A 20,312-nucleotide genomic window follows, 5' to 3' on the forward strand; every position below is an offset into this window, starting at 1 on the left:
GTGTTTGAGCAGGCGATCACGGTATGTAGCAATGAATGAAAGTAAAGTCCGGCTTAGCCAGCGAGAATACATTCGCTTGAATGTGCGATAGAGGTAAATAATTGAAACAAAAATGCCCCTTTATCAACGAATAGTATTCATCGATAAAAGGGGCATGATATTCAGAAACGTATTATTCTTGGAGCATGAAATTTTCTTGGTTCATATGGGCTTCATCCCACATAAAGGCTTCATCCCACATAAAGGCTTCATCCCACATAAAGGCTTCATCCCACATAAAGGCTTCATCCCACATGAAGGCTTCATCCCACATAAAGGCTTCATCCCACATAAAAGCTTCATCCCACATGAAAGCTTCTTCCCATACCTCAAATTCGAAGCCTTTAATGTAGTAGTTGCCGTTTTCGTCTTTACGAGCCGCGCCCATATAATGCTGTTCACCGCTTAAGTCTGCCGCGATATCCATGCCATTATTGGCACAACCTGCCTCGTTAGACTCAACCGCTTTAACCGCATTAACACTACCAGAGCCTTGTTGAAATGGGCTATAAGCCAATTTGCCATTTACCTGCGCCATTGTGGTGCTGCTCATTAAGCGGCATTTCACATCGTTCGCACTCAGACTTGGGTCGTTTTGCAGCATTAGCGCAACCACACCACTAACCACGCCCGACGCTTGTGACGTACCCGACATAATGAAACGGTCATCGCCAACCATATATTGTGGAAATTTACTCGGCACATACATATTTTCGTTGGCTAAACTGAACATGTGTCCGCCCGGTGCCACCATATCTGGCTTGATAAAGGCTTCGTGAGTTGGCCCCTGAGACGAAAACGATAGCATAGTGTCATCATTTGGATTGTCTTGGGTGTAGTTATCGCTGATGGCCCCAACGCTAATAACATAAGGTACGTTAGCCGGAACGCCAATGGTCATCGCGCTAGGACCGGTATTACCTGCCGACGTCACCACCACAATATCTTTTTCCCACAATGCCATTACTGCTTGGTTTATCGGATCATCCCAGTAGTTCGAGCGAGGCGGCGCACCAAACGACAGGTTAACTACCCGTATATTCAAAGCCTCATGGTTATCAGCAATGTACTGCAATGCGCGAAGTGCATCTAAATAGGTGCTGTGCCCATCTTCGTAAAAGGCCTTGATAACAACTAAATTAGCATCTGGCGCAACACCTTGATAATAGCTGCGCATTTGACCGTCAACAACAGCATGATCACTGTTAGCAATAATGCCCGTAATATGGGTACCATGGCTGTTCTCGTCCGTTACACTAAGTGCGTCAACGTCTTCGTCATTAAGCGCATTATAAGCCGCTTTGATTCGGGTCTTGTCAGTAGTGTCATTACTTAAGGCGCTATGGGCTGACCAAAGGCCACTGTCAATAACGGCAACGGTAACATCTTTACCAGTAATACCCTTATCATGCAGTTCATCAGCCCCAATATTATTAACATAGTAGCTGTTGCTATCCCCTTCGTTCGCTTGAGTGTCATAGCCTTTAACTAAACTGCGATCACAATTTTCTTTAAACTGCACATCTAATGAGAAATCGCGTTGAGTATAATCTTGCGTACCTTGCCGAGCAAAATTCAGTTCAATGGTCGCACTTTCGAACGCATTTAACTTAGCGAAGCGTTTTAAGCGTTTGATATTAATCGATAACTCACCCGTTTTACGGCTGAATAAACGCCAGTAAACAGTACTTCCATTCACTTTTACAGAGCGCACATGTCCCAGCTCTTCAGGCCATGTAAATGACATACTCTCCATATTGGCTTGCTTGTCGCGGGCGTTGTATAAATTCCAACGAATTTTATTCTCTGTAAGCTCTACAACGTGGCTACCATAAACTAAACAGTTGTCTAACGAACCTGAAGTAAAAACGGCTTCGTTTTTAGAAACCTTTATCAAGGGGGCTAATTGGGTAAGTATAACCAGTTGCGTGTCACTAACACGGGCACCTATTCCGTCTACTAACGGGAGTTTATGTGTTACAACACCGCCAATGCTTTCAACTACGTCTTTTAAAATACTGACCTCAGCACCTTGAATTAAGACTTCGTTATCTAGCCCGACAAGGCTATTAACGACCTTGGTAATATTTGAGGCGCCAAGAGAACCTTTCATCTCGCTTACGTTAGCGCTATCTACCACCTCGTAAACAGTGCTTCCTACCAAACCATTATTTGCTGCAACGGCTGGTAAAGACAGAGCTCCCATCAACCCTATGAGCAGTAGTGTATTGCGTTTTTTAAATTTTGGTTTCATAAGTATTTATCCGGTAAATTTGTCGCGATATGAAAGCGAGTTAGCCACTTGCTATATTTCGGCGATAACTATCCTCGTCAAAGCAATTAACAGGCCAATAAATAACCAGTTGTTTTATATAGGTAAAATTTAAAAATGATAAAAATGACACCTTTGGGATGAAATTATTAAATGATAATTTTGAATGAGGGTGATACTTTGGTTGCAGTCACTATTTTCAATAGTTAAACGCTTTTAGTTCATCCAGCAGCACTAAGCTACGAGAAGGTTGGATAGAATTTAGCTTTTTTTAGAGCGGTGGGCTTTTCATCGTAAGCTCGTATACATGTGTATCAATCGGTCGACTGAGTTAGATATGATAAATTCCCTGTAACAATGATTCACTTTTCGCATCGTCCATCGGTATACCTAATAAATAACCTTGCAGTCGGTCTAAATTAAATTCTTGGCATAGGCGTAACTGATGTTCTGTTTCTATTCCCTCGGCGACAACAATAAATTCAAGTTTCTTTAGCATCAAAGCAAGTGCCTCAAATACACGTATGCGTTTGTCCGCAAGATTTCCAGTGGCTTGCATGCTTTTGTCTAATTTCACGATATCAATTGGGTAATCCATCAGGTGGGCAACGGATGAAAAACCCATACCGAAATCATCGAGTGCAATTTTATAACCCTGTTGTGACAATAGACACAGTGTATCAGTGACTTTGATATTGTCTTTAATAAGTGCTGTTTCGGTTATCTCTAACACTATCTTGCCTGGCGACACTAAATATTCTTCCGTTGCTTGGTTCAATTCTGTCGGTAAATCAATATCTTGTAGTTGAACTGGTGATATATTGATAGACATAGTCAGCTGTGGATCGAATTGTTGATGCCATTTTGATAGCTGGCAAATAGCAGTTTTGATTACCCATTGTCCGATGGGATTAATCAGTTTGCTTTGTTCTGCGATAGGAATAAATTCATCGGGCGTATAAATAGGATCGGTGTTTGGCCAACGAATAAGTGCTTCGAAACCGAGTAACGTATTCTTTTTGGCACAAAATAGCGGTTGATAAAAAAGTCGGAACAACGTGTTTTCTAGGTGACGATTTAATTCATTTTGAATCAAAAAACGTAGATTAAACTCGGTTTGAAAATGGGGTTGGTAAAAACTAATGCTATTTTTACCGTTTTGCTTCGCGCGATACATGGCAATATCCGCGCATTTTAATAACGCTTGGGCGTCTGCTGAATCATCAGGACAAAGCGCTACGCCAATACTGACACCGCATGCGACTTCTTTACCGTTTAAATCAAACGGTGTTTTAAAAGAATCTAGAATACGGCTGGCTATTCGATTAACCTCCCCCGGAGACGAAATACTGCCAATAATAATGGCGAATTCATCTCCGCCGAGCCGAGCAAACCCTTCATTGCAGCGTAAACAGGCACGTATTCTATCGACTGACTGTTTAAGTACGTCATCTCCCGCATCATGTCCCATAGTGTCGTTAACATGCTTGAAGTTATCTAAGTCTAACGCCAACAGTGCGACCTTATGCTGAGTACGCTTGTTGTTGGTAATCATGATTTTCAGTGTTTCTTCAAAATGATACCGATTGGACAACCCCGTAAGCGTGTCTTTTTCCGCCATCTTCTTTACAGCCAAGTAGCTGTAATGCATACGCTGTTCAATTTCAAAGCGTTTGTTTGCATGCAGTATTGCTTTTTCAAGTTTACTTAAGGAAATTTCATTTTTTGACAGGAAATCTTGGGCCCCGGCCTCAATGCAATCTAATGCTAAAGAGGTTTCTTCCGAGGCACTTATCATAATAATAGCGGTATTACCCATGTCTGGTTTAGCACGCAGATCAATCAGCATCTCAATGCCATCTACTTCAGGCATCTTACAATCGAGTAAAACAACATCAAAATGGCGTTCATTAAGCAGTTTCAGTCCTTGTGCAACAGATGTGGCCTCTTCAATTTCATGGAACGAATCACTTGATGCATTAAGCGTTCTTTTAACGAGTCGTCTGTCAACGACGTCATCATCTACAATCAACACTTTCATCTCGCAACCTCAACTTAATTTAACAACCTTGATAATAGCCAAGTCCTAAGGCTAGGGCGTTTTTTATTAAAACGCCTCCCTGTTCACTGTTTGGGTTTCGGCCAAAATACTTTAAACGTCGTGCCTTCAATACCATCTGAATCTATTTCAATTTTGCCACCGAATTGATTTAAGTGCTTCATCACAACAGCCAGCCCAACACCACTTCCTTCTAGTTCATCTCTAGATTTGAGCGTTTGAAAAAGCTGAAAAACACGCTCAAAATATTTAGGCGCAATCCCTGGGCCATTATCTGTAATATGGATCTCGTAATAATGTTGGCTAGTCTGGCAACTAACTTTCACAAGGCCTTTTTCTTTGTCGTTATGTTTAATGGCATTGCCGACTAAATTTAAAATAATTGTTTTAAACGGAACTGAGGGCACAACTAATTCTGCCGGTTCAACTGTAATGGTAAATTGCTCGGGCACATCGAGTAATGGCGTGATGTCTTCCACAAGCTTTGAAAGTTCAAGGCTCACTGCAGGTGTATCTACTCTGCCAATCCTGGCAAATGAAAGTAAATCTTCGAGTAAGGAATGCATTCTATCCGCTCTATTGACTACCAGATGCAGATTTTCAAGCGACTCTGACGGTAAAATATCTTGGCAGTCTTCTGCTATCCAGCCCAATAAACGACGAATAGCGATCAAAGGGGATTTAAGATCGTGAGACGCGATATTGGTGAAATCATCAAGGTCGCTATTGGCTACTTTTAATTGCCGAATAAGGTTTTCACGTTCCGTTACATCTCGGCGAATACACAAAATATACGGCTTACCATTTTCATCTTCAAATCGACGCTTAATCGTTTCGAAAACCATTCTGCTTCCGTCAGAATTGTAGATGTCTTCAGTAACAACGCACTCCCCTTTTTCAAACGCGATTTTATCTTGCTCAAAAAATTGATTAGCTTCGCCTTCGTCAAACTCCTCAGTAGCGGTGAATCCAATTATCTTGTTGCGCAAGCCCTTAGGGAAAATCGACATAAACGGTTCGTTGGCGTAGACCATTTTGAAATCGGTATCTTTAACAAAGATCCAGTCATGGTTGTGTTTCGAAATAAGAAGATGTAGCTCACGAGATTTAGCCGCTTGCAAGATATATTTATGTTGCACAATATGGTTTGTTACATCACGCTGAAGCACCGTCATAACGGCCTGTTCTTTTGCCGTTAACTGGCCCCCTTTAGAACGAAAAAACTCTAGGTAACCAAAGCTCAAACCTGATGGCAACATAACTGGAGATACCACGCGACTTATCCCAGTGCCTAATAGTGATTGCCCTCTGGTCACACTGCTAATTAAATCAGATGACTCCCCATTATCTCGTTGTAAATCAAGTAACGAAATTTGCGCTGCTAGTGCTGTATTCAATTCGCCATTTTGTGCCACTAAAACCTGCATATCTGCGTATTGACAAAAAATACGGCAAAACTGCGCGTCGAAAATAGTTAATGTTAATTCACAAATATTTTCGAGATTGAGCGCTATTCCAGGGTCTAAGTCTAATTCCCACGCATCGGTGCTCTTATTTAACGAAGGACGTCCAACATAATTTTCGATATTGAGCATGGGGTTTCCTTTTAGCTAAACATCTGCATTAACGAAGCGCTTCAATTGTTTCTTTAAGAAAATCAATCGTTAATTCACCTTTTACTAAAAATCCCCTAACAAAATCGTATTTAAATGCGCGCGCCTTATCTTCAGCTCTTTCAGACGAAGAGTACATAGTGACCACACAAGCTGACAATTCTAAGTGCGTTCTGATCTTAGAAAACTCTTCCAGAAAATCAAACCCATTAACAATCGGCATATTGATATCCAAAAAGATAATCACAGGAGGGAAGTCATCGGGATAGCGTTTTCTATTATTTTCGTAATCTTGCAAAAAAACCAATGCCGTCGCGCCATCGTCTTTTTCAAAAATGCTCTCGACGCCTAACGTTTTTAATTGGCGCTTAAGAATATATCTATCTAATTCGCTATCATCAACGATAAGAACATTAACTCGTTTCATTAACTTACCTGCTTAGGAATATTGATTTTAAAGTGGGTGCCCAGTTCAGACGTTTGCATAAGTATGGTTCCATTTAAATAATCCACATGCTTTTTAACAATCGCTAACCCTAAGCCTGAACCGAAACTAATCTTTGGATGAAACCGTTTAAACATTTGAAAAACCTCATTATGGCGGTTCATTGGAATGCCAATTCCGTTATCTTGCACACTTAACTGGTAACTATCGGTTTTTTCTGAGAGAGACACCTTAACGTATGGCTTTTCTACTTTATCTTCATCACGGTATTTAAAGGCGTTAGATATCAAATTTTCTAATATCTGAACGACCCTGACTTTATCGCTAATAAAAGGGTGTTCAAGGCAGACATGGCAATTAATTGCATCTTTATGTAATTCGATGACACTTGATAAACGTTGCTGAATGTCATCAATTACCGGTATAAGCTCAATCTCAGTCACATTGCCATCCAAGCTGTCAATTTCCGTTAGAGACAAAATACTGACCACCAAGTCCTCTAACTTTTCCATTTGCCCATGGATTTTCTGCGCATCTTCAATGGCACTGGTAAGTAGACCACTTTGAATATCTTCAACGATAAATCGGGTCAACAGCTTTGACGAACTAAGAGGGGCTTTTAAATCATGAGAGGCACGATACGCAAATTGAGCTAGCTCGGCATTGGCCTGCGTCAGACTCTCGGTTCGTTGATCAACTAACTTTTCAAGTTTTTGATTAACTTCTGCTACTAACATTTCATTGGCCAAGCGCTCTCTGGCTGCCAGTAACAAAGTTTGTAATTCCCCGCTAACATGTTTATCAATGTCTTCAGATAAATTTTTATCATCCGAGTTTCTTTCGAGTAAGTTGATCGCTTTACGAATGGAGCTTGATATGCTTTTCGACATATAGCCGATAGAGATAATATTGAACATTGAAATGATAATGATGATAGGGATCATGGTGCGCATTAAAAACGAAACCGTATCCGAAACAGGTTTTTCAAATTGCTGTGAATGCAGAATGAATATGTTTTCAAATTCTTTAAGCTGACTCAGTAACTGTTCGCGTGTTATTTGCTGGTTTTCAAAGCTAGCGACAGCTAGCAAAGCGCGATTAGCCTGTTTTATATCCTCATGGCAAATATCAATGGCAGAATAAGTACCGATTTGACGCATAATAAATACATTGATGAAATTTATTTTTTTAATACAATCAATAGGTTGTTGCCGAATATCGGTAATTACTCTTTTAGTCTCAAGCACATCAAGCTGTATTTTATTTTCAAGCGCTAAAATATTGTCGCTAAACTGACTAATATATTTCAAGTGCAGCAAATTTAATTGATGAAACTGCGCGCCTTTAGATATTTCAAATACCGACAAAAGCGTGATAGATATTTCGAAGACGGTTAATACGACTATGAGCTTTAGCTTACTGGAGATGTTCATTTTTATCTCAACTCGTATTATTTAAGGTGAGGCTAATACATTAAGTATCAACGATTTATAAGCAATAACCTTTGTACTTTAGTCGAGTATTCTAGAATTTCTCGTTTCATGTAAATTAATCAAATATTGGGTACTTAACCGTTTTATTGGAGAAGTGGATATTAACCTATGCAAACTTCCTGTGCATAGCGACAACAGTAAGTCTACGAATGCTAAATAGTCAGTTTGGTGTATGAGTCGAAAATTGTCGTTTGTTGAATTCGGCTCCGGCAATAAGAAACAGGCAAATTGATATGGCTATCATATAAATCTGATTTTCCACCGTTGGTCCTTGGGTCAATAACGCGACCATATAAGTCATTGCACACACAAAAAACACGCTACACATCGCGCCGATCACTCCATACTTGAAGGTATAAAACACTGCCGGAAGAAGCGCCACTAATTTTACATATTGGTCATATCCATCATGAAAAATGGTTAAGAAAAAATATCCACTGAGCAAAAATAGCCAAACAACAGTGCACTGCCCGGCAGCAGCCACTGATTGTTCATCAAAATGAAATAATAATTTTTGTGTGAGTAACACCAGTGGAAATATAAAGAAAATACCAACTAAATCACCTAAAGCCATATTGGTGATGTTTTGTATTAAATTTATTGCCACATGTGGATCATCCAACGCCCTTCTTCCAACAAACAACGTTGCATTAGTGATACTCGTCACAATAAAAAGCACGAGCAACGCACAGGCGTTGTTGATGGAAGTAAGCACGTGGGTGCCAAAACGCTTTCGATATTGCCATATCAAAAAGATAAAACTAAATGGATAGAGTACAAAGTGTGTGACATACCAGATTAAAGACTCAGGATAAAATACAGGAGATGACAGCCATCCACCGCTGTGAAAAAACAGCAAAAACGCGATGCGATCGATAACGAATAGGTAGGGCCAACTGCGAATGGGAGAAAATAAGAAAACACAAATACGTAAACCGGCAGGTAAATACCAGCTAACAACATTCGGTATCAACTCCAATTGGGCACTGACTACCCACAAGCAATTAAACGCTACGGCATAAAGCACACCTAAAAAACTATACTTTATCCAAGGTTGGTCCATTAACATAAATACCAAATCACTATTTCCACTGTCTCTATATATACGTTTAATTCGATAACAATTCATTCTAAGAATATCAGCTTAATAATGCTAAAAGATGAATAAATACCGGCCAAGCAGTTTTAAAAAAGCTTTGCCGTTATAGCTAAATGGCTAAATCGCTTTCCAACTAACGTGAAGCACGCCCCTTCCCGAGCATTCCTTGTGGTAATCCGTATTAAACAAACCAATAAATAAAATTGGTAAACCATAATTGACTAACCACTGCCAAATTGGTTACATTATTGTTAATGAATTTACGCATTTATGTTGACACAGAAATCTGAAATACACTTACTTGATGGGTAATAACACTCATTTAACGGTTTGCGCGATAGGCTTGGTGGCGTATTCAGTGTGACACTGGCTCGCTGCTTATTCTGTTAGATATGTCATCAATGATTAATTGAATTACGTGGTTATCAGTAACGATGAAATATTTGCTACAAGGTTGATATGCAGATTAACGCTCTCGTTTACTGTTTGCATCACACTTAGCTTTTAGTTGAAAAATTCAGCGTGTTTTCTAACAAAAATAGCTTTCGCTTTCATCGTAACGCTTTGTAATTAGGCGTTATATCTTCATTTAATTATGCAAAAGAGCAACATTTAAAAATAATACCTTAATCAAGGGGAGTGAAATGAAATCAATAACTAAAACAGTTGCTTGCACATTTTTACTGACCAGTACTTTTTGTTCAATGGGATCAAAAAGTGCAATCGTGGATGATATTACCCCAATGCCAGTTTCACACAGTGCTTTAGCGCAAGGTGTGTTACTCGGTAAAATTACACTGCTTGATCCTAGTAAACCTCCCAGTGGAAATTTTGATTTACTAGATTGGAGTTTAACGCTTCCCACTGATCTCAATAAAGACCTAAAAGCTGACATTATTTACGAAAAACCCTTAAGTAATAATTTTGAATTGAAGCCTCTTTTTTATACGGCTATTGATGGTGGAATGGTATTCGCGTGTCCTAATGTGGGGGCAAAAACATCTAAAAATACTAAGTATGTGCGCACTGAACTTCGGGAAATGCTCAGGCGTGGTAATAGTCGGGTAAAAGCGCAGGGCATTACGGGAAATAATTGGGTTTTTGCTGACGCTCATGGTTCAGTTAAACGAAAAGCAGGGGCAGTTGAAGGTAGTTTAGAAGCGACCTTAGCCGTCAATCGCGTATCAACAACCGGTGAAGAGAAAATGGTAGGCCGAGTGATAATAGGTCAAATTCATGGTACCGATGACGAACCGATTAAACTTTATTATCGAAAATTGCCCAACAATGAATATGGTTCAATCTACTTTGCTCACGAAATTAATGGTGGTGATGACAGTTGGATAAACCTCATTGGTTCACGTTCCCATACCTTAGCCGATCCTAGGGAAGGCATTAAATTAAATGAAAAATTTAGCTATAAAATTTCCGTAGAAAATAGCGTGTTGTTTGTCACTCTTATAAGAGAGGGCAAATCCAATATAAATAAACAGTTTGATATGAGTGCGAGCGGCTACGGTAAGAGTAATCAATATATGTATTTTAAAGCGGGGGTTTATAATCAGAATAATGGCGGCGATCCCAAAGATTACGTACAAGCTACTTTCTATCATCTAGACAATCAGCATGCAGGTTATCGATTTTAGTCAATAGGCTGAGATAGCGAAGGCGTAATCCCGCCATCGCTATCTTCTCCTGCCATAACGCCTCTAAGTTTCTCTAAATATGACGCTCTGGACCGAGAGACAATTTATACCGCTCCACCTGCCCCCCATTGCTGCAAATCGCCAATATTGGTCATACCAATATTGGGTTCAAAGACAAAATCAACCGCTCACAATGTAAATACAAAGTTAATTATTTAGTGCAAATATAGTGGAAGGCGCAACATTATTATGCTTATATAACCAAATTGGTTAGCAATTAATTAACATTTTGGTAATCATTTAAGTCAATCATGGTAATAACATGGCGCAACTAACTGCTAATAAAAATCAATAATACGGAGAATGGAGCCATTATGAAGTTTAAAACATTTGCACTTTGTGCGATTGCAGCCGCTATAACAGGTTGTAGTACAGACTCAGACAATAACCCCAACACTTTAGGCTCTATTACTCTTTCAGGAACACCAACATCTGGTGAGACCTTGAGTGCATCAGTAAGCGATGCAAATGGTATTTCAGGGGCTATTACCTATTACTGGTACGCTGATGGTGTTGTTATTCCAAACGCTGATACCGCCTCTTTTACGTTAACTGACGAGCAAATTGGTTCACCCGTTACCGTTCAAGCCCTATATACCGATGATGGTAATATCAACGAATCTCATATTAGCGACCCCACTTCTGATATTTCAGCAATTATCTTTCCAGCGTCAATTGCGATCGCTGGGGATGCTTTTGTCGGCTCCACATTAGCAGCCACCTTAGCTGACGAAAATGGTATTGAAGATGCGACGATTTTATACACTTGGTTTGCTGATGATGTGGCAATAGAAGACGAAGTATCGGCCGAGCTTGTACTGAAAGAAGCCCAGTTCGGAACAGTGATTACGGTTAACGCGGCGTTTGAAGATGACAGAGGTTTTGATGAATCGGTAACGTCAGCAGCGACCGACGTCGTATATCGTATTAATTCCCAAGGTTTTGTCGTTATTCAAGGTACACCCACGGTAGGTAATATATTAGCAACTGAAATCACTGATCTTGATGGCGCAACAGGTAGCATCTCGTATCAGTGGTTTGCTGACGATACGGCTATTGTAGGTGCAACTGAAAGTTCATATATGGTCGACGCCTCATTGGTGGGCATGGTGCTGACGGTAAAAGCAACCTACGTTGATGACAATGGCTTTGAAGAAGATTATGTTTCTGACGCGACCATCACTGTATCAAGTGTCGCGGTAGATCAGCTCGGAAGTATCGAAATTATGGGCACTGCTCCTTACTTAGCCAGTGCCACACTTACCGCTGAAATTACTGACAACAATGGTATAGAAGAAACAAATGTAGTTTATTCTTGGTCCGCCGATGGTGTTGAAATTACTGGCGCGAATAGCAAAACCTTTACACCTACCAGCCAAGCAGGTTCTATAATCTCTGTTAGCGCATCTTACACTGATAACGATGCGTTTACTGGCACTGTTACCGACACTCTCGATACGCTGATATACACCCAGGTCGTCGGTGATACAGCAGCACTTGAAAGCACGATTGGCGTTTTAGCGGATGGTGATGTACTCGGTTTAAATACTAATATTTACAGCCCTACTGCTGCAATAGAATTCGCCAGCGGCATAACGTTGCGCGCACTAGAGGGGCAAACCCCTACCCTATCAGGTGACCTGTGTATTCATGTTGCCGATGGTGTTGATGGTGCAGCGGTTACCGGCCTAACCTTCACTGATATCGATACTCTTTCAGGGTCGAGCTGTGATAGTGGTGAAGAAGCGGTAATTTATTCTGAGGGTGATAATTTTGAGTTTTCTCAAAATACCATGGATAGCGAACAGGCCGTATTGAATTATCCAGATGATTCATACCATTGGTTAGTTCTAAAAGGTAGTGGCGCGTTAATTGAGCGAAACACTTTTTCAGGCCGCGATGTAGCGGCAGAAGGCTCTGTTATTAAATTGGCTTCATCTGGTTCTAACCATGTTATTCAATACAATTTGTTTAGCGATAGTGCTAATGCTAACTATGATAACTCCAGCCTACTACTACTTAACTTAGGTAGCACAACGGGCAGCGATGCTGCTGATAATGCGAACTTCACTGTACAGTATAACCGTATTGAAAACGTTGTTACCGGTCGTCGCTTAATGCGCGTGCAAACCTCCGGAGCCACTATTCATGGTAATACCATTTTCAATGCCAACGGTGGTATATCCCTAGAAGACGGCGGTTTTAATATCATTACTGACAACGTCATTATACGCACCAGTGACATCCTTAGTTCTGACGATAGACCCAGTGGCGTGTTAATTACGCCTTTAGGTCATACGGTAAGTAATAACTATATCGCTGGGATCCGTTCAGGCAACAAAGAAGCAGGCGGAATTGTCTTCACTGCAAACCCATTCTCTCAAGCCGATGGTGGCGTTCCTAATTCAGGCAATCAAGCAATACTTGACGGCACAGGCGACTTAACGTTAACCGTTACTAACAACACCGTTCTTAACTCTCTTCAACCTATTGTTTTTAGTACTGAAATTGGTTCAAAGGCCGGAGTAGGCGATTGTGATGAGCTCACTGTAATTGACAATCCTCAGTTATACGCCTTAACCAAAAACTTCTTTGTTATTGATTTCGATGCCAACGTAATTGCCAATGGTTTCAACGAGAATGCCACTACTCAGGGCCTATATTTAAACGCTGACGGAGGCTTCAGTGACCACTCGTTCGAATACGATTGCGACATAATCAACCATGATGAATCTTCACTAACCAACAATTTTGGCTTTAGTGATAGCTATATGTCAGGTGACACCTCCGACGATTGGGTCGATATCCGAAATGTTGACGGCAACGGTGAGTTTGATACTGATGGGGCGATTGACCAAGACCCAGCAGGCAACGCTAAAGAAGTACCTGAATTCATTACGGCCACCAGCACACTCGTTGAAACGGACCCTAATGGCGCTCAAGCAGCCGCTAGCGCGAAGGGCCTGCATTACATACAAGCTTCAGAAGTAGGCGTTGGCTCTACTTGGGTAGCACAAGACGATTAAACCTTAATTTCATATTAAAAAAAAAGCAAAACGCTACCTTAAACATATTAATAGAGACAACGGAGATACTTAAATGTCGTTGAACAAAAAACACAATTGTACACCTGAATTCCACCTTACAGCGGGGCCTGCTTTTGCCGTTCGCCCAGCAGCGAAATGGATAAAAGCAGCGATTATTGCTGGGATGACCACAACGACTGCATTCGCCTTGCAAGCACAAGAAACGCAAGCCGCACTAGACGAGAATGAAGCAGAGCTTGAGATCATTGACGTAGTAGGCTCGCGACGAACCATTCAGGATCAAATTGCCATTAAACGAGAGTCAAACACAGTGGTTGATGGGCTCTCTTCGGAGGATATTGGCGACTTACCTGCGCTTTCTATCGGTGAAGCATTAGAATCTATTACTGGCGCAGCTTCTCACCGGGAAAATGGCGGTGCCACAGAAATTACCATTCGTGGTTTGGGACCATTTTTAAGTGCAACTTACATCAATGGCCGCCAAGCAACTAATGGCAGCGGTGACCGCTCGGTCAACTTCTCGCAATTCCCATCGGAATTAGTAAAAAAAGTCGCTATTTATAAAACCCAAGACGCATCGATGATTGAAGGGGGCGTAGCGGGAGTTATTTCGCTTGAAACAGTGCAACCCCTCGATTTTGGTAAGCAACGTATCCAAGGTGAAATAAAAGGTAATTATAACCCAGACGAAGGTAACGTAGACAACGCTCTACAAGGCGACTTAGGGTTTCGTGGTACCTTAAGCTACGTTGATCAGTTCGAGTTCGATAATGGCAAAGCCCTAGGGGTATCGTTTGGTGTACAACGCCAAGACATTAGCCAACCTGAAGCTGAGTACCGAAGCTCAAGTCCAACCGGTTCCTCTTTATGGGCATGCTTAAACGACCCAACCAATACTAACGAGGGTTTCTATCGTAGTAGTGCCGGTGACTGTGAAGATCAGGTGAACGGAAGCAGTAACCAAGGATACGATACGTCTATCGATCCTGAGACGGGTAAAGCGGTGAGTGACGGAACACCGTACGCTTGGACTGGCAGTAGCCGCAGCTACCGTCAAAACGAGACGTCCGATGAACGGGATGCATTTTTCTTAGCCTTGCAATTTCAACCTTCAGAAGCTTGGGATATTAATTTTGACGCGCAAGTGTCAGATAGAACGCAACAAGAGTCTCGTCACGATTTAATATTTTTACAAAAACGCGCTACACCAGGCCTAACTGGGCCAACTTTAGTCACAAATCAGGTGGGTGGTATTCTGCACTGGGAAGGCCAAGAACGTATTGAATCAGCAGGTGAAGAATTTTCTCGAGAAGAGAACTATCGCGGCTACGGTGTGAATATTGAGCATTACGCAACAGAAGCACTCACCATTAATTTTGATGCCTCTTACTCTAAAACTGAGCGTGAAGAACTGCAAGTTTCTAATAGAGGCCGCACTGCTGACAGGCAGTTCTTTAGTTGGGATATGGGAGAGAATATTCCTCACTTTACCTTAACCGACTTCGATGTGAGTGACATTAGTAATTACACCGACAGTCTGCGCACCCGTATCGATAAAGAAAACACTCGAGATAATGAAATAAAGTCGGCGCGCCTAGACTTTGATTACGCATTAAATGGTGAGGTTTTCACTAGCATTCAAGCGGGTCTTAGAACATCTGAACTGAGCTTTATTCAGTATGGCGGTAGCCAAGGTAATGGATCAAGAAATGAGTATAACTTAAATACCGACGTAACATCAGCCCTTGAAGTGCTGGAGAGCTGCCAAAAGTCTTTCCCTGAGTCTGACTTTTTATCCAGTGTCTCAGACGGTAATATTGTTACCAATGTAGACAGCGCAGGCAATGTTATTAGCAGTGGTACAGGGTCTTCTTGGGCTACCTACGACAACATATGTTTCTCAAAAGCGGTTGCTGCTTCCCAAGGCGGAGAGTTCGCATACCCAGAGTTAGAGTATGAAAATAGCGGTACCATTGATGTAACAGAAAAAACCAATTCTGCCTATGTCATGACCAGTTATGACACAGAAATGTTTGGTAAATTGATTCGCGGTAACTTTGGTGTACGTGTTGTTGATACTGAGGTGACATCTATTGGCTTTCGAAACACGTTCGATGTGGTCACTGACGAATTAGGCATTCTTAGTTTGGTAACGGGCGACTCACTTGAAAAAATACAAGGCGGCGGAGACTACACGGAAGTGTTGCCTAGTGTTAACTTAGTGGTTAACTACAGTGATGATATTCTACTGCGTGGTGGTATTTACCGTGGAATGTCACGCGCCGATCCGTCGGATTTGGGTTATAGCCGTACCTTTCAAACCGATGATGATATAGCGCCAACCTCACTTGCAGATCTGCTAGTCGGCGTGAATGGCTCAGGTAATCCAAATACACAACCGCTAATGTCATGGAACTACGACGTAGCATTTGAGTGGTACCCAAATGAAGATTCTATCTTTGCGTTCGGCGTTTATTACAAGCAGTTTCAAGGCGGATTTCAGCAAGAAACCGTGTTAGAAAACTTTGAAATAGATGGCGAAAATTTTGCACTGCCCGTAACAAGTGCTGTGACAACAGATAATGAGAGTGATTTATTCGGTATCGAGACGTCAATTGCCTATCGTTGGGACAGTGGTATTGGTATTAAAATTGGCTATAACTATGCTGATACTGATTTCGAATTCGAAGACAGTTTATACGGCGACACATTTATTACCGACTTAGACGGAAACACCACTCAGCTTAGTGCGGGGATCATCCCTCCTGGCTCAGTACCTGGCTTTTCGGAACATGTATTTAGCACTCAGGTGTACTACCAAATTGGCGACTTAGACACGGCAGTGATTTATAAATATCGTAGTGAATATTTCCAACCTTATACCAGTAACGGAACGCGTTTACGTTACGTTGATGAAGTAGGTGTATGGGAAGCGCGAGCGTCTTATAAAGTAAACGACCACGTGCGTGTTAAAGTCGAGGCTATTAACCTATTTAGTGCGCCAAAATCTCAAGATTATTATGTTCAAGGTAACTTAGGGGAAGTAAATGACTACGGCCCTCGCTTGTTTGCGGGCGTGAGCGTTAAATACTAAAAGTAACCTTGTAGTTGCGGTAAATTACCGAATGCCGTTCACACTAGTGAGCGGCATTTTTTTTGCGGTTATCCTTGCTAATCTGTTTCTACTTCACTGTTTGAAGCCCTAAATCATTTTGCAACGACTGGCATCACTCATACCACCAGCATTGCCATTGCCGTTAAAACAGCTATCGCTACTAACGTGTTAACGCATTTTGATTAGGTTAGTTTGCTTCCAGTGTGAGTGTTACGCCACTCTTATCACGCTGCAAATGCTGACGACTGTTTAGCAAAAATAATCGGTTGGTATCTACTTTCGCGTTATTCACCAAAAACGTTTTAACTGCTTTAGCCCTACTTTCGGCCAATATTGCCAACGCATGGCGTGGCACTTTAATATTATTTCTAACTTGATTGTACATAGCAATGACCAAGGCTTGGTTCTGTTGTTCTTGTGAGACAAGGCTCTTACCGTCTTTCTGCTCTGGTTGACCCTGTTCTAGTTGTGCATTGACTACCTGACGCTCTTCTTCTACAACCTTGTCGGTCGCAGCGCTAAATAATGTCACTAAAGCGTTTCCGTATGGCCCAGTTAACGTAATGGCACTAGCAGAGAAATCAGCAGGCAGCACAGCGTCCCCAGTCAACTCAAGCAATTGCTGTTGCAGCTGTTGTTCAGCAATCTCGTATGCATCTTGTACTTCGTTAACTGTGCCTTCAATGTTTACGCGAAGACCAGGTCGTTTAACCAGCGCTTTAGCCAATGTGTTAAGTTTTTCAGATATGGCGTCATTCAGAGCGGCTGAGCCATGAGAAAATGCAATTTCGTTAAGCTCATCGTCGCTGCCAACTAGATTAGCCAAAAGTGAGAAAGGCGCAGTGACGGCTTTGGTTATTATGTTGCCAAGCGCGTTGAAAATAATCGCGCCAAACCCGAAGCTTGGGTTGTTCAAATCCCCCGACACTTCCATACCTAGGTCAATTACGCCATCAGAGTCTTGCAACAACGCAATAGCAAGCCCTAGTGGCAAACTAAGTGCTTGCTCTGAATCCGTTTTTCTACCTAAGGTGAGCTGATCAATGACCACATGATTCTGACCCTTTAACTGATTGTTCTCCAGCTTATAACCTACATCTAATGACAATAAACCTTTGTCAATAAAATGCCCCATATAGGTACCTGAGTATGGGTTAACTGACGTCAGCTCAGCGCCACTTACCGAGAAGCTTAAATCAAGATACGTGTCTTCAAGAAGGGGGTTAATCGCTCCGCTTAATGCCACTGGCGCATAACCATCAATTTTACCGTTCAAATCAACGTTAGCGGAAGTATCTGCTTTTGACGACAAAGAAGTGATACTGCCGTTTAACGCCTCAATACCCGAAGCAAAGCGCGGTCTAAGAGAATTATCTTCAAAGTAAGCACTGCCCTCCAGCACACTAATTTCATCAATTCTGACCATCATTGGCGAAGCTGTTTGCTCAGTCATTGTGGGGCTATTCACAGCAGCAGATGGTTGCGCTGGAGCCGCATTGGCTGATGGCGTGTTAACGATAATATCGCTAATGTTTGTTTGTCTGTTTTTATCAATGACCAGTTTGGCGAATGGACTTTTAAGCGCTATTTTTTGCAGCGAAAAGGCATTTTCGCTGCTGTCATATTGGATCCCAGCTAACTGCATATCCTGCCACTTAAGCAGCGGTTCTTGTTTCAGCCCATCCACGACAGCCAGCTCGCTAATATTGGCTTGACCTGTAAACACGGTAGGACTAGCCGAACCCGCTGCAAATGTACCCGATACACCAGCGATACCGTTTTGCAGATTAGCGTTTAAATAGGGTGTGATATACGGTTGAAGTTGTACTAATGCGAACTGACTAACATCAACCGTACCAGCGACTTGTTGTTGCTTCATACTTACCTTGCCACTACTCACAAACTCGCCTGACGCACTTGTCGGCCGCTGCGAGGCATTCCCCCCAACTCCGAGCTGCAGGGTGTATTCTATGGGGCTTTCAAAATGTGTATCGACTACACCCGTCGTGGCATTGATATTAAACACTCGCCAATGCACACCTTGGGAAACGACACGTTCGTTAATGGCTATATCGCCATCATTCAAAGCAAATGACTGTAAAATCACTCGCCATTCCGGTTCATCTGCTTCGTCTTGGACAGAAGTGCCTGCATTTGGATCCGCTTGCTCGGTTTGTGCATTTTGTGACTCAGTGCGAGAAACAGCATCTGAGTTTGCTGCTGATTTTACATTAGGGGCACTTGCGGTAACGGGATCAAGTTTTGACTGCGGCGTTAATATGGCAACTAAATCTACGCCCATCTTATCAACACTCGCATCAACCCAAGGCTCATCGATGCGAACACTAGCGATATCAACTTGCTGAGTGTTTGTATCAAGTTTAACGCCAGTAATATGTATGCCAGCAATCTTAACCTTTGGCTGGCTATTGCTATCAGTAATCGTCAGGTTCGATAGAGCTAGTTGTCCGTTATTTACTTGTAAGCGTACGCCGTCTATCTGTTGTACTAGATGATAATTCAAATTGAAATCTAATAGGCCATTGGTGAGCCTTGCTTCAATTACGTCATCTGATAGCGGCCACAAAGGTGATAGCGCAACACTTGCCAGCTCAATACTGCCCTTTGCTTCAAGAGGCGCCAATTGAAACTGCCCATCGAAGTGGAGCGTACCACCTTCATCAGTAAGCAGCTTAAAATTGTAATGATTCTCAGGTAGCTGAGCACTTTTATCTTTCGATGGTTGAGAAATTAAAGCGAGGGTATCCAAATCAGTTAATACAAATGCTAACTCGGGATAATTAATTTCTGTTTCGGTAACTTTATCTGAAAGCAGTACGTGTCCGCCAGAGAGTTGAAAGCGCCCTAATCGAATATGCGGAATTTTTGTTATCTCATCTTCATCCACTGGTGGTTGCTCTGACGATTCTTGCTTGAGCTTTTCGATAATGTCAGAAAAATTAAGCGTCGTTTTATCACCACCAGATATGCGGGCTAAATGGGTATAGGGCTCATCAATATATGCGTGTTCAATGGTTGGGGTTAAGTGCAGCAACGTTTGCCAAAATCCAACATCCACCTCTAATAGCAAAACCTGCACAAATGGTGCATTAGTCTGTTCTTCCTCAACGATAAAGTCAGATACACGAACACGAAGCAAAAATGGATTGATACGTACTTTTTCAATAGTGACCGTGCGCCCGAGCTTGTCGCTCAACACACCTGGCAACTGAGACTGTAGAACCAAGGGCGTGATGAGACCTAAAATTAGCGCATAAATGACATAGGCAGTGATGACATAAGCGGAAATACGCACCCACTTTGTTTGATTGCTGAAAGTTGTTACTAGATTTTTGAAATACATAGTGGGCTTGGTTTTAAGACGAGAATAGTATTATAGACATGGCGAGCCCATCACAGATAG

At 41.9% G+C, this 20,312-nt stretch carries 10 protein-coding genes; 3 read left to right on the forward strand and 7 right to left on the reverse strand.

From position 1 onward, the window contains the following. Positions 1-172: 172 nt before the first annotated feature. The 6 genes from GQR89_RS17255 to GQR89_RS17280 form a co-directional block, all read right to left on the reverse strand. On the reverse strand, positions 173-2,293 hold the full coding sequence (locus tag GQR89_RS17255; RefSeq protein WP_158771193.1) for a S8 family peptidase: 2,121 nt from the start codon (positions 2,291-2,293) through the stop codon (positions 173-175). A 349-nt stretch (positions 2,294-2,642) separates the two neighbouring features. Next, on the reverse strand, positions 2,643-4,352 hold the full coding sequence (locus GQR89_RS17260) for an EAL domain-containing protein (RefSeq protein WP_158771194.1): 1,710 nt from the start codon (positions 4,350-4,352) through the stop codon (positions 2,643-2,645). Positions 4,353-4,435: 83 nt separating this feature from the next. Beyond that, complete coding sequence (locus GQR89_RS17265; protein ID WP_158771195.1) at positions 4,436-5,965, reverse strand: ATP-binding protein; 1,530 nt, start codon at positions 5,963-5,965, stop codon at positions 4,436-4,438. 28 nt (positions 5,966-5,993) lie between these two features. Beyond that, the gene (locus GQR89_RS17270; protein WP_158771196.1) at positions 5,994-6,410 is read right to left on the reverse strand and encodes a response regulator; all 417 of its coding nucleotides are present in this window, start codon (positions 6,408-6,410) and stop codon (positions 5,994-5,996) included. Further along, entirely contained in the window at positions 6,410-7,861 is a 1,452-nt protein-coding gene (locus GQR89_RS17275) for an ATP-binding protein (protein ID WP_158771197.1), read from the reverse strand. The genes GQR89_RS17270 and GQR89_RS17275 overlap by 1 nt, the downstream gene beginning before the upstream one ends. Positions 7,862-8,081: 220 nt before the next feature. Then, positions 8,082-8,984 (reverse strand): MASE1 domain-containing protein, encoded by a 903-nt coding sequence (locus tag GQR89_RS17280; protein ID WP_158771198.1) that lies wholly within the window; start codon positions 8,982-8,984, stop codon positions 8,082-8,084. 680 nt (positions 8,985-9,664) lie between these two features. On the opposite strand from GQR89_RS17280, the gene GQR89_RS17285 reads away from it, so the two are divergent. The 3 genes from GQR89_RS17285 (at position 9,665) to GQR89_RS17295 (ending at position 16,867) form a co-directional block, all read left to right on the forward strand. Continuing rightward, positions 9,665-10,666 carry a polysaccharide lyase family 7 protein gene (locus GQR89_RS17285; protein WP_158771199.1) on the forward strand — a complete coding sequence of 334 codons (1,002 nt, stop codon included), beginning with the start codon at positions 9,665-9,667 and terminating at the stop codon, positions 10,664-10,666. 374 nt (positions 10,667-11,040) lie between these two features. Continuing rightward, positions 11,041-13,752, forward strand: a complete 2,712-nt coding sequence (locus tag GQR89_RS17290; protein WP_158771200.1) for a NosD domain-containing protein — start codon at positions 11,041-11,043, stop codon at positions 13,750-13,752. A gap of 73 nt (positions 13,753-13,825) precedes the next feature. Then, a complete protein-coding gene (locus GQR89_RS17295) occupies positions 13,826-16,867 on the forward strand; it encodes a TonB-dependent receptor (protein WP_158771201.1) in 3,042 nt (1,013 codons plus the stop codon). Between the two features lie 208 nt (positions 16,868-17,075). Here GQR89_RS17295 and GQR89_RS17300 read toward each other — a convergent pair whose 3' ends face one another. Then, the gene (locus tag GQR89_RS17300) at positions 17,076-20,252 is read right to left on the reverse strand and encodes a DUF748 domain-containing protein (RefSeq protein ID WP_158771202.1); all 3,177 of its coding nucleotides are present in this window, start codon (positions 20,250-20,252) and stop codon (positions 17,076-17,078) included. Between the last annotated feature and the right edge of the window lie 60 nt (positions 20,253-20,312).

The organism is Paraglaciecola sp. L1A13, from assembly GCF_009796745.1.
Classification (GTDB): Bacteria; Pseudomonadota; Gammaproteobacteria; order Enterobacterales; family Alteromonadaceae; genus Paraglaciecola.

Coding starts and splice junctions, on each gene's coding strand:
- GQR89_RS17255 (WP_158771193.1), bottom strand. CDS start 2,293: ATGAAACCAAAATTTAAAAAACGCAATACACTACTGCTCATAGGGTTG.
- GQR89_RS17260 (WP_158771194.1), bottom strand. CDS start 4,352: ATGAAAGTGTTGATTGTAGATGATGACGTCGTTGACAGACGACTCGTT.
- GQR89_RS17265 (WP_158771195.1), bottom strand. CDS start 5,965: ATGCTCAATATCGAAAATTATGTTGGACGTCCTTCGTTAAATAAGAGC.
- GQR89_RS17270 (WP_158771196.1), bottom strand. CDS start 6,410: ATGAAACGAGTTAATGTTCTTATCGTTGATGATAGCGAATTAGATAGA.
- GQR89_RS17275 (WP_158771197.1), bottom strand. CDS start 7,861: ATGAACATCTCCAGTAAGCTAAAGCTCATAGTCGTATTAACCGTCTTC.
- GQR89_RS17280 (WP_158771198.1), bottom strand. CDS start 8,984: ATGGACCAACCTTGGATAAAGTATAGTTTTTTAGGTGTGCTTTATGCC.
- GQR89_RS17285 (WP_158771199.1), top strand. CDS start 9,665: ATGAAATCAATAACTAAAACAGTTGCTTGCACATTTTTACTGACCAGT.
- GQR89_RS17290 (WP_158771200.1), top strand. CDS start 11,041: ATGAAGTTTAAAACATTTGCACTTTGTGCGATTGCAGCCGCTATAACA.
- GQR89_RS17295 (WP_158771201.1), top strand. CDS start 13,826: ATGTCGTTGAACAAAAAACACAATTGTACACCTGAATTCCACCTTACA.
- GQR89_RS17300 (WP_158771202.1), bottom strand. CDS start 20,252: ATGTATTTCAAAAATCTAGTAACAACTTTCAGCAATCAAACAAAGTGG.